We start from the raw sequence: 14,993 nt of genomic DNA, 5'->3' as shown, positions 1-14,993 counted from the left end.
CTCATTTGCCTTTCCTGTCTCCCATGACCTGCTTCTGGAGCCAGGCGATTTCGCGCATCCACTGGCGAATTGGGCGCGCGGGCGTGCCGCCCCATGTCTGCCCGGGCGCAACTTCACGGAATACGCCTGAGGAAGCTGCGATCTGGGCTCCGTCGCCAATCTTGACGTGATCGGCAATGCCAACACGCCCACCCAGCATAACGCCATCGCCAAGTGTGACGGATCCTGACACGCCGGCAAATGAAGCCATCAAGACGTTGCGTCCGGCTACAACATTATGCGCAATCTGGCAGAGATTATCGATCTTGGTGCGCTCTCCGATGATAGTGTCATCGAAAGCGCCTCTATCAATACAACTATTGGCACCGACCGTGACGTGATCCTGGAGGATAACGCGTCCATACTGTGGCGCATCTTCTGCCCCTTCAGGCCCCATCATGACCCCGAATCCGCTCTCGCCAATACGTGCGCCAGCATAAATGTTTACATTGTTGCCAATCAGTGCGCACCGTATCGAGACATTGGCGCCGATCTCGCAGTCCCTGCCAATCTGCACGCCGGGGCCGATTACAGCATTCGGACCGATAATTGTCCTGTCGCCAATTGCAGCTCCGGCTCCTATCACCGCAGACGGCGCAACATATGCTGTCTCGTGGACATTGGTTTTTGCAGCCACTCCTTGCGCGTCCCGCCAGGTTCGCTGACGCAGTATCGCGCGTGCCGCTACACTATGCGCATGCCGTGGCAGGGCGGTGACAAGCGCAACCACACCTGCGGGCAAGGCATCCGCATACTCGTGTTTAAGAAAACAGGCGGCCGCAGTTTCACTTATATCTCCGGCTGCAGGGGCATGAACTCCATCATAATAACAGAGTTCACCCGCACTCGCATGTCCTGCGGCACCAAGCCCGTTGACTGCTACTGTCCCGTCACCAAGGAGTTCAGCCCCGGTGAGTTCTGCAAGCTCGGCGACGGCTACCGGGCCGAGCAGTTCATAGAACCGCTGATCGACCGCCATGGCACTACTGCTGCTGCGCTTGCTGCAGTTGTTGCGGGTCGATCTGCTGACGAACCACTTCGACGGTCGGCATCTTTGCGTTCATTTTCGAAATCACGCGGTCAGTAGCATCCAGGTCCGCAGAAGCATAAACGGCGTCGGAGCGATCAAACATGATGTCCGCACCAGTCTCGGTCACAACCTCTTCGAGAACAGGTTGCATGGCCGTGAAGAAGGTGCTCCACGCCTGACGCTCGGTTGCCTGCAGCTCAGCCGCTGCAATCTGACGCTGACGATTGAACTGCTGTGATTTGCGCGCAAAGTCCTGAAACTCGCTGCGAAGCTGCTCATCCGCAGTAATAGCATCCATCGACATGTTCTCCGACCGTGCCCTCAGTGAGTCACGTTCTGTCTGGAGTGCGTCAGCAGTGGGCTGGAGCTCGGACATCATTGTATTCTCGATTGCATTGACCTTGGATGTGATATCCTGACCACCTGCGCTGTCACGCATGATCTTGGCCTGATCGATCACGACCACTGTCGAACCCTGCGCCGTTGCGGCGGGAGCGAATGCCGTTGCGCCAGCAAACGCAATGGAAATTGATGCCAGTGCAGCTTTAAGAATTTGCATCTGTTCCTCCTAAGAACGGTATCAGAAGCGTGTGGAAGTGCTGAACCGGAACGTCTCCGTCCGGTCATACTCTTCCTTGCGTAGAATTTGAGAGAAATCGAACCGGATCGGCCCGAACGGTGAATCCCAGCCAACCGACAGGCCGGCAGAGGCCCGCAGTGACATAGCGGACTTGGTCAGTACAACTGACGCGCCATTTGCGCCCGCGGTTTCAATGAACGAATACTCATCGATCTCATCGAGCATGCCGACAGAACCAGCCTCCGCGAAAAGCGCAGTATCAATTCCGTACTCTTCGGGCAGGAAGTTTGGCACCGTGAGTTCCAGAGTACCCTGATAGTAGGCTTTGCCGCCAAGCGCATTGAGCCTCTGGATGCCGACCTCGTTTCCATCGGCATCAAAATTCCGCCGGATAACACGAGGGCCAAGGCCAGCGACATCAAAACCCCGGAAACTCGAACCACCGCGGAAGAAGCGGTTGTTGATCCGGATACCTTCATTATCGCCGATAGGCTCAATCAGGCCGCCTTGCAAACGGGCGCTTGCGCGAACGCCAGGGAAGATACCCTGATAGACAGCGCCGGAAACTTCAGTCCGCAGGAACTGGACGTCCCCCCCGACACCTGCAAAGTCCTGGCTCAGGGAAAGATCAAACCCGCCTGTCGGCTCAATAGGATCATTCCGACGGTCCCAGTTGAACGAATAGCCAATAATTGAAGAGATTTCGGCCCGCTCATTACGGCAGTTGCGCTGACGGTTGAAGTAGGCCGGATCCTGGAAAGCCGGGCTACAGATATCAACAACAGATGTTCCGTCCGGCAGTGGATCGGTATTCGGGGGAATCCGCTGTGTGAACGTCACATCGTCGGACGGGTCATCCGGCGTACCACCATCATCGGTTATGGTTTGGGTTGCGACCGTGCCGTCACTGTCATTGATGACATAAAGCTCGTCGGCAAAATCCAGCTCATCCGACTGAAGACGGTAACGAAGCCCGAGATTCGTATTTTCACTCAGCGGAAAGGCGAAGTTTACGCCTGCACCAATGGTGTTTGTTTCGAAACCACCAAAGGCAATATCCGAGAAATCAGACCGCGTCTGGAACAGGTCGATGCCCGCTGCCAGGTTCCGGTCAAGGAAGCGTGGCTCCCGGAACCGGATATCAACATACTGCTGACGCTGAGACGCCGAAATGCGCGCAATCGCAGTCTGCCCGCGTCCACGCAAATTACGTTGCGATACGCTGACATCGAACAGGAAGGAATCAACTGAGGAGTAGCCTGCCGCAAAGGAGAGCTCACCAGTAGGCTGTTCTTCCACATTCACTTCGACAACCGTGCGATCCGGTTTCGACCCTGGTGTTTCCGTTATCTCGACTTCCTTGAAATAACCCAGAGCACGCACACGATTACGGGACCTGTCGAGAAGCACACGGTTAAAGGCGTCACCTTCAGCAACACGCAGTTCGCGGCGGATAACACGGTCCAGCGTCGCTGTGTTGCCAGTGATATCGATGCGCTCGACATAAACCCGTGGTCCTTCATCAATCGCGAAGGTCACGCTGACTGTGTCCGCTTCGGGATCAGCATCAAGCTGCGGCGTAATATCCACGAAGGCGTAACCAGCCACACCTGCTGCATAGGTAAGTGTATCAATGGCCTTTTCGATCTGGTCGCCACGGAACTGGTCGCCCTCCTTGATGGAAAGGGCGCCGCGCAGGGCAGACGCATTCAGCTTGTCCAGCTCCGTTTCGACCTGAACATCGCCATAGGTGTACTGATCACCCTCTTCGACCGTGTAGGTAATGTAGAAGTCTTCCTGGTCGGGCGTCAGATCCGCAACAGCAGAGACAACCCGGAAATCATAATATCCGTTATTCTGATAGAACTGACGAAGAAGCTCGCGGTCATATTCCAGGCGGCCAGGGTCATAATTGTCATTCGAGCTGAAGAAACGCCACCAACGGGACTGGCGCGTCACGATCTCGCTACGCAGGCGGCGATCCGAATATGATTCGTTACCGATGAAGTTGATTGAACGTACGCCTGTTACTGGCCCCTCATTAATAACAAAGACAAGATCGACGCGGTTCTGTTCGAGCGGTTTGTATTCCGGCTCAACGCTGGCAGCAAAACGGCCCGACTGTCTGTAGAGTTCGAGAATGCGCTGTACATCATCCTGCACGCGCGCGGCCGTAAAAATGCCCCGCGGTGCAACTTCGATTTCTTCGCGCATCTTTTCATCATCAATGGCGCTGTTGCCTTCAAAGATAACACGGTTGATGATCGGGTTCTCGACCACGCGGACGATCAGGTCCTGTCCTGACTTCTCAAAGGACGCATCCGCGAAAAGTCCAGTCGCAAAAAGTGTTTTCAGGGATAGGTCGATCCGCTCGCGGTCAAAAGGGTCACCCGGCTCCACGAGGAGGTAGGATTGCACGGTGCGATCCTCGATCCGCTGATTTCCCTCGACGACAATGGACCGGATCGTACCGGTCGGATTCGCCGTCTGGGCATTGGCCCCCGAAGCTATACCGGGAACGCTGGCAAGATTGAAACTTGCCGCGATACTCAAGATTAAAGCCGCGAACGCAGACCGCATGTTTTTACTCTCAATTTACCGTGCAAATCGGCTATCAGCCCCGGACGCCATTGAACAGTCCTGTTTCCAGTACATCACCCCATGTGATGAACACAAACATACCCAGCAGCAAGACCATCCCTGCCATCAAGGCACCTTCCTGAATTCGTGCCGGCATTGGTTTGCCAGCTATGGCTTCATAGCAATTGAAAACGATGTGACCACCGTCGAGCACAGGAAATGGAAGTAAATTAAAGAAACCAATTCCTACAGAAACCGCCGCGCAGATGTTCAACATGTTCAGAAGCAGGGACTGAATCTTTTCCCAGAGGGACACCTCTTCAACAGCCATCGTCTGATTGACGATACGACGGCTGATATCACCAATCGCCACCGGCCCACTCAGGGAGCTGAGATGCTCCTTACCTGTCACCATGCGCCCGATAACATCAGTCGTCATGACAATCGTTGACCAGGTCTGCTCACCACCTTTGACCAAGGCTTCAGCCGGGTTGTAGCGCACATGCTGTTCCGAATCGGGAACTACCCCCAGAGTGATACCAACAGTGCCCATTCTCTGAACCTGCCCAACCGCATTTTCGCGCATCTGGGGTCTTGGGACCAGGGTCAGGGGGACGGTCTCCGAATCGCGTTCGACGATGGTGTGGACCTCACTGTTGCTCGACATGGCCACGATCGTCTGGATCTGGCCGGGGTTCGTGATCTCCTTGCCGTCCATTGAAAGGATGACATCGCCTGCCTGCATCCCTGCTTCGTATGCCGCTCCATCCTCAACGACACCCGTTACCGAAAGTCGTGTTTCATAGCTGCCATTGATGAAGAAGATCAGCGCAAAGATCAGGATCGCCAGCACGAAGTTTGCCGCAGGTCCTGCCGCAGCAACGATTGTGCGGGCACCAACACCCACCTCATTATAAGGCTTGCCAACTGGACCTTTTTCAATTTTTCCAACATCGCCGGGAAGCTGGCCTTCACCGACAAACTTCACAAAGCCGCCAAGGGGTATCCAGTTAATCCGCCAGCGTGTGCCCCTGCTGTCCATGCGCTGATAGATCGGTCTGCCAAAGCCGACCGAGAAAGACTCCACGGCTGCGCCAAAAAACCGTCCAGCAAAATAATGTCCCAGCTCGTGTATAACCACGACAATCCCGAGCAGAATTACCAGGCTCAGGATAAAGACAGGAATTTGGCCAAAAAAATCAATCATCAGGCATGGCTCCTGGTACGCTCGCCAGGTTGGGCAATCAAAGCTTCCGACAAGCGCCGCGCTTCCTGGTCCAGAGCGGCAATAGCATCAATATCCGGTTCGCCGCGTGCAGAGAAGCTGGCATGTATATCTGCCTCCAGCGCTCTGGAAACGGTTCTGCTGATCTCGGTGAAGCGGCATCTGCCCTCAAGAAATGCCGAGACAGCCATTTCGTTGGCAGCGTTCAGAACAATCGTAGCACCCGTGCCTTGCCTCAATGTGTGCCGGGCCAGATCAATAGATGGAAACCTCTGTGCATCGACCTCGGCAAACTCAAGCCGCCCAAGGTCAGCGAGGCTCAACCGGTCGACATCGGTCGGCAATCGGCGGTGTGGCCAGGAAAGGGCATGGGCAATCGGTGTCTTCATGTCGGGTGAACCGAGCTGTGCAAGGACTGAGCCATCCCTGTAAGCGACTAACGAATGGATGATGGACTGGGGATGAACAAGAACATCAATGCACGCCTCAGGCATGTCGAAAAGATAAGCCGCTTCAATCAATTCCAGGGCCTTGTTCATGAAGGTGGCACTATCGACAGAAATCTTACGTCCCATGGACCAGCGGGGATGCTCACACGCCTGATCCGGTGTCACACCATGCAGTTCATTCAATGGGGTGTTCAGGAATGGGCCGCCTGATGCTGTCAGAACGAGACGCTCTACATCCTGAGAGCGTTCCATGACCTGGAACATGGCATTGTGCTCGGAATCGGTCGGCACGATGGACACATCTTTCTCACGCGCAACGCGTTTAAGAAGCGGGCCTGCGCAAACCATGCTTTCCTTGTTGGCCAGCGCAACACTGTTACCGGCATTGAGCGCTGCATATGTGGACTGGAGCCCGGCAATGCCGACGATTGCCGCCAGTACCCGATCAACAGGCCGTGCGGCTGCTTCCGCGACGGCATCAGCTCCTGCGGCAACCTCGATATCGGTGCCAGCAAGCTGTTCCTTGAGGCGCGCATAAAGCGAAGCATCAGCGATCACTGCGAGCTTCGCTCCATGGGTCACAGCCTGCCTTGCCAGTGTATCGACATCGCGATTGGCAGTCAGTGCTTCGATCGTGAATGTGCTGTCATCCGGCGAAGCATTCGCGTGCTCGATAACCGAGATAGCCGAACGGCCGACCGAGCCGGTCGATCCCATGATCGAGAGATGCATCTCTATCTCCTTGCCTCGAGCCCAAGCATCTCCGGCAGGGTGCCAAACACCAGAAAGACTGCAACCGCCAACACACATGCCATACCAAGCCCGTCGACGCGATCCATGACACCGCCGTGCCCAGGCAGGAACCCGCTCGTATCCTTGATCCCGAAGCGCCGTTTCAGCGAGGATTCAAAAAGGTCTCCCCATTGAGCGACGACTGAAATTCCAATGCCAGCCAGCAGCCATGACCACCGTGACGCATCGAGCAGTCCCGCCGCAATAAGGCCGCAAAGCGCACTACACACGACAGCGCCAATCGCACCGCTCCATGTTTTCGACGGGGAGTCTTTCGGAGACAGCGGAGGCCCGCCAAAACCGCGTCCAGCAAAGTAGGCTCCGGAATCGGATGCCCAGACAGTGCCCATGATGATCAGCGCGGCCGCCTGTCCGTTCCAGTCTCCGTCCCGCAGCAGAAACATGTAAAGCGGCAGGCCTGCCGCATAAATGACACCCAACCCGCCAGCCACACGGTCTGGAAGACGCGCTGGGTGAAGCATCAGCGTGAGCGCTGCACAGCTGCCCAGGACAATAACAGCAACCTGTTCGGGCCAGAACAGCATTGAAAGCGATGGGAGCGCGCAGAAAAACGACATGAGTGGCGTAACCGGCGAAGCGGTCATCCTTGCCCACTCATAGCCCATGACCCCACCGAATATGGCACATGCCAGTGCCAGAACAGCACCACCGGTAGAGACGACGAAAAGAGCAAACGGGATCAGGATCAGGGCCGAGACGACCCTCAAAGCGAGCTCCCGTGTCTTGTAACTCGACGGCACAGAAGCAACCATGTCAGGCGGCCCCGGACTTCAGTCCGCCGAACCGTCGTTCGCGAGAAGCAAATGTTTCCAGGGCCGAATGCAGGCTATCCTCCCCGAACTCGGGCCAGAGCACATCCATGAATACAAGCTCGGAATAGGCACCTTGCCAGACCAGGAAATTACTCAATCGCCGCTCCTCACCTGTGCGGATGATTAGGTCGGGATCCGGAAAACCAGACGTATCGAGTTTACTGGCCAGAAGTTGCTCGTCGATCTCTTCTTCACCAATCCGGCCAGCCTTCAGCTCCAGCGCGACAGCGCGGGCAGCCCGGCTGATTTCTTCGCGGCCACCGTAATTAAAGGCTATGCCCAGATTGAATTTCGTATTGTCTGCCGTTTCTCGTACTGCCCGGTCCAACAATGCGCTTACATCGTCCGGCAAACCTTCCTTTGTCCCGAACACGCGAATCCTGACGCCTTCATTTTTCAGGCGATCAAGGTCCCGGTTGACGAATGTCTTGAGCAGTGAAAACAGCGCCGTGACCTCAGAAACTGGCCGGCGCCAGTTCTCTGTCGAGAAAGAATAGACTGTCAGATAACGCAGATCGAGTTTTTGCGCGGCCTTCACCGTCCGCCGAAGCGCCTCCACACCGCGCTCATGACCGACGGATCTCGGCAAACCGTGCCTTGAAGCCCAACGACCATTCCCATCCATGATTATGCCTACATGAGCAGGCATAACACGGCTGTCGCCGTCGTTGAATCCGGCAGAATTGGACGAGGCACGCTCTACCGTCAAACCTGCATGATCTCCGCTTCTTTACCCTTCACGATTTCATCGATGCGCTTGATATGCTCATCGGTAAGTTTCTGGACGTTTTCGGAAAGATTCCGCGACTCGTCCTCGCTGATATCGCCATCTTTCTCGGCTTTTTTCAGCTGGTCCATTCCGTCACGGCGGACGTTACGCACAGCGACGCGGGCTTGCTCAGCATACTTGCCGGCAATCTTGGAAAGTTCAGCACGGCGCTCTTCATTCAGAACCGGGATGGGCACGCGAAGATTGGTTCCATCGACAACCGGGTTGAGCCCCAATCCCGCCTCGCGAATTGCCTTGTCAGCAGCTCCAACGACAGATTTATCCCAGATGTTGACTGACAGCGTGCGCGCATCAAGCACGGACACAGAGCCAACCTGGTTCAGAGGCATAGAGGACCCATAGGCCGGAACCATAACGGAATCGAGCAGGTTCGGTGATGCCCGGCCCGTGCGCAGTCCAGCCAGATCCGAGTGAAGGGAATTGATCGCGCCGTCCATACGACGCTCAATGTCTTTTTTGTCGATACTCATATCAAAGCTCTCTCAATCTAGGAGATGATCGTTGACGGGCCACGCCCAAGCAGGACGTCTTCCAAAGCGCCTTTATTATGCAGGGAAAATACCACAATCGGTATACTCGTGTCCCGCATCAGGCTTACGGCTGAGGCATCCATGACGCGCAAGTCCCGCGCCAATACTTCCTGATAGCCCAGATTCTCATAGCGCTCAGCTGTGGCATCCTTTTTGGGATCAGCCGAGTATACACCGTCGACCTGCGTGCCCTTGAACATGGCGTCACAGTTCATTTCCGCAGCCCTGAGTGCGGCTCCCGTGTCTGTGGTGAAATAGGGATTACCCGTACCAGCCGCAAAGATGACGACCCTGCCCTTTTCCATATGGCGTATCGCACGACGGCGGATATAGGGTTCGCACACCGTATCCATCGGAATGGCAGACTGTACACGCGTCGGCACATCAATCTGCTCAAGAGCGCTTTGCATAGCCAGGGCATTCATGACCGTGGCAAGCATACCCATGGAGTCGGCCTGGGCGCGTTCCATGCCAGTTGTGGCCCCCTGCAGACCACGGAAGATATTACCACCCCCGATAACAAGGCAAAGCTCGACGCCGGTTGTCTTGATCGCGGAAGCAATCTCTTCTGCAAAAACGAGACAGGTCGGCATATGTATGCCGAATTCGGAAGGCCCCATCAGGGCCTCGCCTGAAAGCTTCAGAAGGACGCGATCATAGACAGGCTTGTCCGGGCTTTCAGTATCATCAGGCATGTTGAACTCCGAGGAACAGATTTGCTGGTAAAGGATTCCCGGCTGCCTGTCATGGGCAACCGGGATCTTTCAGTGCAAAATCTGCGGCCTAGGAGCCTGATGTCATGGAGGCAACTTCAGAAGCGAAGTCGTCTTCAGCCTTCTCGATGCCTTCACCAAGCGTGAACCGGATAAAGCCGATCAGCTTTGCACCTTCACTCTCGATGTACTGACCAACCGTCTGGTCAGGGTCCATCACGAAAGGCTGCTCGACAAGAACAACTTCCTTGTAGAACTTCTTGAGGCGGCCCTCGATCATCTTTTCGATGACATTGTCCGGTTTGCCACTTTCGCGTGCCTGCTCCGTCAGGACCTGACGCTCACGCTCGACCAGCTCCGGGTCAAGGTCGGCAGTTGTCGCTGAAGCAGGGCTTGTGGCTGCAACGTGCATCGCAACCTTGCGGCCTGCATCAGCCACCTTGTCAGCATCGCCACCCTCTAGAGCGACCAGCACACCGATCTTGCCCATGTCAGGTGCTTCAGCACTATGGACGTAGGACGCAACCTGACCGTTCGGCGCTTCCAGCTTTGCGACACGACGAAGCGTCATGTTTTCGCCGATCGTGGCAACCAGGCCGGTGATCATATCAGTCACCGTACCATCGCCCTGCGGTGCCTTGGCATTCTGGAGAGATTCCAGTGTGCCATCCGTCTCCAGAGCCGTGTTGGCAATCTGGGTCAGGGCTGTCTGGAACTTCTCGTTCCGCGCAACGAAGTCGGTTTCGGCATTCAGCTCGACGAGCGCGCCCGTCTTGCCGTCACTCGAAAGCACGGCGGCCACGAGGCCGTCCGCAGCAGTGCGTCCGGACTTCTTGGCTGCTTTCGACAGGCCTTTGGTACGCAGCCAGTCGATTGCTGCTTCCATATCGCCGTCATTCTCGACGAGCGCCTTCTTGGCGTCCATCATCCCCGCGCCCGTGCGGTCGCGCAGGTCCTTGACCAGAGCGGCTGTAATCTGTGCCATCTCAAAGATCCCTTTTAGAGTGTGATTGGGTTCAGCCTTCGGCCTTGACTTCCTTGTCCTCGCCGGAGCTTTCGCCGCCAGCTTCTTCAGCGGCAGCAACATCGGCCTCGGTCAGCTCGGTAATGTCTTCCGACTCACCAAGATCAATGCCCAGGCCGGCCGAAGACTCAGCCAGGCCATCCAGGACAGCATCAGCAACAAGGTTACAATAAAGCGCGATCGAACGGGCCGCGTCATCATTGCCCGGGAACGGGCTGTCCACATCGTCCGGGTCGCAATTCGTGTCGACCACGGCAACGACAGGAATACCCAGCTTCTTGGCTTCCTTGATCGCGATCTGCTCCTTGTTCGTGTCGATCACGAACATGAGGCTCGGGAGACCACCCATATTGGCAATCCCGCCAAGCGCACGGTCCAGTGTATCGCGCTCACGCTCGACAACGAGCAGTTCTTTCTTGGTGAGGCCCGAGCCTTCGCGGTCGGATAGGATTTCGTCGAGGTCGCGCAGGCGCTTGATCGACTTCGAAACTGTCGCCCAGTTTGTCAGCGTGCCGCCGAGCCAGCGATGGTTCATATAGTATTGCGCACAACGCTGCGCTGCTTCAGCGATCGGCTGCGCGGCCTGGCGTTTCGTGCCGACGAACAGCACACGGCCACCCTGCGCCACGGTATCACGAACCTGGACCAGAGCCTGGTGCAACATCGGGACCGTCTTGGACAGGTCCATAATGTGGATACCCGCACGGTCGCCATAGATGAATTGCTTCATCTTCGGGTTCCAGCGGTGCGTTTGGTGACCAAAGTGGACGCCGGCCTCAAGCAGCTGGCGCATGGAGAATTCAGGCAGTGCCATATCTAATTTCCTCTTCCGGTTGACCGGCACGGGCGCTATCGATCTCAAACCACTGAGATCAACACCGGATTGCCCGCGCATCGGGGGTTGATGCGGCTGGCTTATACAAATTTTGCGCTGTCGCGCAACCGTTCTTGTTCAGGCGGCGCGTGTATCGACCCGGGCAACACCGGATGCCATCTTCAGCGCACGTAGAGCTTCCAGACCGGTTGCGTAGACGTGAGGAAGCTTGATCGTAACGGTTCGGCCGTCTGCCAGCGGCAGATCAAGATAAATAGCCCCTCGGTCTGCGCCTGGTGCGCTGAGAAGCCTGTCGGCGACCGCCGATATCTCCTCATAGTTCGCCCCCCTCGACAGGCGTACGATCAGCGCTTTTGCCTTTTTGCCAATCCGGGCTTTTTCGATCGGCGTAACCTGTTTGGCACTGAGGCGTATCTCCTCGTCCTGGCGGCGCACATTTACCGTCACACAGACACTCTCCCCTGCCTCCAGCATTGGCCGGTACATTTCCAGCACTTCCGGCATGACCATCAGCTCGACCTCGCCCGTCGGATCGGAGAGTGTCAGGAACGCGAATTTACCACCCGAACGGGAGATCTTCTCAACGCGCCTGCGTACAACGCCAATAAGCTCCAGCGGCCGTCCATCAACAGCAACGTCACCAATCTCGGCGGCCATGGTGATCCGGCCATCCTCGAGACTGTCGAGTACATCATCGAGAGGGTGCCCACTCAGGAAGAAGCCTGTCGCCGCAAACTCCTGATCGAGCTTGTCCTGCCCATTCCAGGCCGCCGCCTGTGGAAGTGTAGTCCTCACCGAAGGTTCCGCTTCCCCGAACAGACCGCCCTGCCCGCCTGCGCGGTCCTCCGCAGCAGAAACGGCAGCGGCCGACAGAAGTGGCGCTGCCGCCAGTGCACTCGCCCGGTTCGGCTCGAGCCCGTCGAACGCCCCGGCCTTGGCCAGTTGTTCGATACACTTCTTGTTGACCGATTTCGGATCAACCCGCTCGGCGAAATCGTGAAGCGACTCAAAAGCGCCATTGGCTTCACGTTCAGCCTCGACGTGGCGCATGGCTTCCAGTCCCACACCTTTGAGTGCACCAAGCGCATACACAAGCGCGCCATCCTGCACATCGAAGTCGGCGGTAGAACGATTTATATCAGGCTGGACAAGTTCGATCTTCAGGCGTTTCACCTCCTGAACGAAGGCAGCGAGCTTGTCAGTGTTATGAATATCCAGGCTCATCGAGGCCGCCAGGAATTCGACAGGGAAATGGCGTTTCAGATAGCCGGTCTGATAACCAATAAGGGCATAAGCCGCAGCGTGTGACTTGTTGAAGCCATAGCCGGCAAACTTCTCCATCGTATCGAAGATTTCGTTGGCGAGCGGCGCCTCTATACCCTTCAGCTCCTTTGCCCCCTTGAGGAAGCGTTCACGCTGGGCGACCATCTCCTCGACTTTCTTCTTGCCCATGGCCCGGCGCAACAGATCGGCCTCGCCAAGCGAATAACCCGCAATCTCCTGCGCCATCCGCATGACCTGTTCCTGATAGACGGGAACGCCATAGGTCGCCTCCAGGATCGGCTCGAGGTCCGGATGCTGGTAACTTACGTTTGCGGGGTCTTCCTTGCCTGCAACATAGGTTGGAATATTGTCCATCGGCCCGGGTCTGTAGAGCGAGATGATGGCAATGACGTCCTCGATATTGTTCGGACGTACCTTGCGCAGTGTATCGCGCATTCCCTGGCCTTCCAGCTGGAACACACCAAGCGTATTACCGCTCGCCATCAGGTCATAGGTCTCAGGATCGTTCATGGCCGCCCACTCCGGCCCGACATCGCGCCCATCCCGCCGAATGAACTTCAGCGCCCGGTCAATGACCGTCAGGGTCTTCAGGCCTAGAAAGTCGAATTTCACCAGTCCGGCGGACTCTGCCCATTTCATGTTGAACTGGGTTGCCGGAAGGTCGGACCGCGGATCGTTATAGAGTGGCACGAGTTCTGTCAGGTGACGGTCACCAATCACGACACCGGCAGCATGCGTCCCGGCATTGCGGTAAAGCCCCTCGAGGGACAGGGCAATTTCCAGCAATTCGTCGACACGGGGGTCCTGCGCGATCTCGTCCTGGAATTTCGGCTCCTCATCGATCGCATCCTGCAATCTGGGCGGATTGGCCGGGTTGAACGGGATCAGCTTAGCCAGCCGGTCAACCTGCCCATAAGGCATCTGCATGACACGACCGACATCACGTACGACAGCCTTGGCCTGCAATGTGCCGAAAGTAATGATCGCTGCGACACTCTCCGCGCCATACTTGTCGCGCACATAGCGGATAACCTCCCCGCGCCGCTCCTGACAGAAGTCGACGTCAAAGTCCGGCATGGACACACGCTCAGGGTTCAGGAAACGTTCGAAAAGAAGGTCGAAGCGCAGCGGGTCGAGGTCGGTGATTGTCAGCGCCCACGCGACCACTGAACCGGCACCAGACCCGCGCCCCGGCCCGACGGGAATACCCTGCTCTTTCGCCCATTTTATGAAGTCAGCGACGATCAGGAAGTAACCCGGAAATCCCATCTTCTCGATGATGCCAAGCTCGTAGGCGAGACGTTCTTCATACGCACTGCGCTCAGCATAGAGCTTTGGAACCTCAGCCAGCCTATTCGCCAGCCCGTCTTCGGCCTGAACCCGCAACTCTTCGAACTCTGACCGGGATCCGTCCCCAAACCGCGGCAGGATCGGATCGTGCTTGCGCGCCCTTACAGCGCAGCGTTTCGCGATTTCGACCGTAGAGGCCAGTGCTTCCGGAATATCCTCAAACAGGACCGCCATCTCGTCAGCCGTTTTAAGGTACTGCTCAGGTGAAACGCGCTGCCGGTCATCCTGGCCGAGATACTCCCCGTTCGCGATACACATCATCGCATCGTGCGCGCGTGTATCATCGGGCTTCATGAAACGGGAATCATGTGTCGCTACGAGCGGAAGATCCAGCTTGTAGGCAGCCTCTACCAGGCCCGGCTCACTCTGCACTTCATCAGCGGTACCGTGCCGGGTCAGCTGGACATAGCATCGTCCAGGGTAAGCGGCGGAAAACTCCGACAGGACGGCTTCAGCTTCAGCCGGCTTGCCCTTCAGGATATACTGAGCGGCCTCCCCTTTTACGCCGCCTGTTAGAAGTATCAGCCCCTCGGTCTTTTCAAAAAGGTGCTCCCGCTTCAGGCGTGCAACACCATCCTCGGCTTCGAGATAGGCATATGAGGAAAGCTCCATGAGCCGCCTGTAGCCGGTCTCGTTCTGGGCATAGGCAGTAACCTGCGTCAGCCATTCATTATGCCCGCCATCCGTGACATCAAAACAGCAGGCCATGATCGGCTGTACACCAGCTCCGGCAAGGTCTTCGGAAATCTCCAGCGCCCCGAACAGATTATTCCGGTCCGTCACGGCGACAGCAGGCGCACGGTTATTTACAGCCCAGCCCTTTAGGTCCTTGGACGTAATCATGCTCTCGAGCAGGGAATAGCTCGTACGCACTGCCAGATGGATGAAGACCGGATCAGACAAGGGGCCTGCCTCCTTTGCGGGAAGAGATCGAGTATG

General features: G+C 56.7%; 12 protein-coding genes. All 12 read right to left on the bottom strand.

Annotation, left to right across the window (positions count from 1 at the left end):
* Nucleotide 1: 1 nt before the first annotated feature.
* Nucleotides 2-1,018, bottom strand: coding sequence for a UDP-3-O-(3-hydroxymyristoyl)glucosamine N-acyltransferase (gene lpxD, locus Q1K31_RS08680; RefSeq protein WP_300378813.1), 1,017 nt, complete (start codon nucleotides 1,016-1,018; stop codon nucleotides 2-4).
* A gap of 4 nt (nucleotides 1,019-1,022) precedes the next feature.
* A complete protein-coding gene (locus tag Q1K31_RS08675) occupies nucleotides 1,023-1,628 on the bottom strand; it encodes an OmpH family outer membrane protein (RefSeq protein ID WP_300378812.1) in 606 nt (201 codons plus the stop codon).
* Between the two features lie 21 nt (nucleotides 1,629-1,649).
* Nucleotides 1,650-4,202, bottom strand: coding sequence for an outer membrane protein assembly factor BamA (gene bamA / locus Q1K31_RS08670; RefSeq protein ID WP_300378810.1), 2,553 nt, complete (start codon nucleotides 4,200-4,202; stop codon nucleotides 1,650-1,652).
* 61 nt (nucleotides 4,203-4,263) lie between these two features.
* Nucleotides 4,264-5,436 carry an RIP metalloprotease gene (locus tag Q1K31_RS08665; protein WP_300378808.1) on the bottom strand — a complete coding sequence of 391 codons (1,173 nt, stop codon included), beginning with the start codon at nucleotides 5,434-5,436 and terminating at the stop codon, nucleotides 4,264-4,266.
* The gene (gene dxr / locus Q1K31_RS08660; protein ID WP_300378806.1) at nucleotides 5,436-6,635 is read right to left on the bottom strand and encodes a 1-deoxy-D-xylulose-5-phosphate reductoisomerase; all 1,200 of its coding nucleotides are present in this window, start codon (nucleotides 6,633-6,635) and stop codon (nucleotides 5,436-5,438) included. Before dxr ends, Q1K31_RS08665 begins: the two co-directional genes overlap by 1 nt.
* Nucleotides 6,636-6,637: 2 nt before the next feature.
* Nucleotides 6,638-7,468, bottom strand: a complete 831-nt coding sequence (locus Q1K31_RS08655; protein WP_300378804.1) for a phosphatidate cytidylyltransferase — start codon at nucleotides 7,466-7,468, stop codon at nucleotides 6,638-6,640.
* 1 nt (nucleotide 7,469) lies between these two features.
* Nucleotides 7,470-8,177 carry a polyprenyl diphosphate synthase gene (gene uppS / locus Q1K31_RS08650; protein ID WP_300378802.1) on the bottom strand — a complete coding sequence of 236 codons (708 nt, stop codon included), beginning with the start codon at nucleotides 8,175-8,177 and terminating at the stop codon, nucleotides 7,470-7,472.
* A gap of 56 nt (nucleotides 8,178-8,233) precedes the next feature.
* On the bottom strand, nucleotides 8,234-8,788 hold the full coding sequence (gene frr / locus Q1K31_RS08645; RefSeq protein WP_300378800.1) for a ribosome recycling factor: 555 nt from the start codon (nucleotides 8,786-8,788) through the stop codon (nucleotides 8,234-8,236).
* 17 nt (nucleotides 8,789-8,805) lie between these two features.
* On the bottom strand, nucleotides 8,806-9,543 hold the full coding sequence (pyrH, locus tag Q1K31_RS08640; RefSeq protein WP_300378798.1) for a UMP kinase: 738 nt from the start codon (nucleotides 9,541-9,543) through the stop codon (nucleotides 8,806-8,808).
* Nucleotides 9,544-9,631: 88 nt separating this feature from the next.
* Nucleotides 9,632-10,546 (bottom strand): translation elongation factor Ts, encoded by a 915-nt coding sequence (gene tsf, locus Q1K31_RS08635; protein WP_300378796.1) that lies wholly within the window; start codon nucleotides 10,544-10,546, stop codon nucleotides 9,632-9,634.
* Nucleotides 10,547-10,577: 31 nt separating this feature from the next.
* Nucleotides 10,578-11,399, bottom strand: a complete 822-nt coding sequence (rpsB, locus tag Q1K31_RS08630) for a 30S ribosomal protein S2 (protein WP_300378794.1) — start codon at nucleotides 11,397-11,399, stop codon at nucleotides 10,578-10,580.
* 138 nt (nucleotides 11,400-11,537) lie between these two features.
* Nucleotides 11,538-14,957, bottom strand: coding sequence for a DNA polymerase III subunit alpha (gene dnaE, locus Q1K31_RS08625; protein ID WP_300378792.1), 3,420 nt, complete (start codon nucleotides 14,955-14,957; stop codon nucleotides 11,538-11,540).
* Between the last annotated feature and the right edge of the window lie 36 nt (nucleotides 14,958-14,993).

This window comes from Henriciella sp., assembly GCF_029936995.1.
GTDB lineage: Bacteria > Pseudomonadota > Alphaproteobacteria > Caulobacterales > Hyphomonadaceae > Henriciella.
The sequence above is the reverse complement of the archived record's forward strand: the minus strand, read 5'-3'. Positions and strand labels throughout refer to the sequence as shown.

Coding starts and splice junctions, on each gene's coding strand:
- rpsB (WP_300378794.1), bottom strand. CDS start 11,399: ATGGCACTGCCTGAATTCTCCATGCGCCAGCTGCTTGAGGCCGGCGTC.
- uppS (WP_300378802.1), bottom strand. CDS start 8,177: ATGCCTGCTCATGTAGGCATAATCATGGATGGGAATGGTCGTTGGGCT.
- Q1K31_RS08665 (WP_300378808.1), bottom strand. CDS start 5,436: ATGATTGATTTTTTTGGCCAAATTCCTGTCTTTATCCTGAGCCTGGTA.
- Q1K31_RS08655 (WP_300378804.1), bottom strand. CDS start 7,468: ATGGTTGCTTCTGTGCCGTCGAGTTACAAGACACGGGAGCTCGCTTTG.
- tsf (WP_300378796.1), bottom strand. CDS start 10,546: ATGGCACAGATTACAGCCGCTCTGGTCAAGGACCTGCGCGACCGCACG.
- dxr (WP_300378806.1), bottom strand. CDS start 6,635: ATGCATCTCTCGATCATGGGATCGACCGGCTCGGTCGGCCGTTCGGCT.
- frr (WP_300378800.1), bottom strand. CDS start 8,788: ATGAGTATCGACAAAAAAGACATTGAGCGTCGTATGGACGGCGCGATC.
- Q1K31_RS08675 (WP_300378812.1), bottom strand. CDS start 1,628: ATGCAAATTCTTAAAGCTGCACTGGCATCAATTTCCATTGCGTTTGCT.
- lpxD (WP_300378813.1), bottom strand. CDS start 1,018: ATGGCGGTCGATCAGCGGTTCTATGAACTGCTCGGCCCGGTAGCCGTC.
- pyrH (WP_300378798.1), bottom strand. CDS start 9,543: ATGCCTGATGATACTGAAAGCCCGGACAAGCCTGTCTATGATCGCGTC.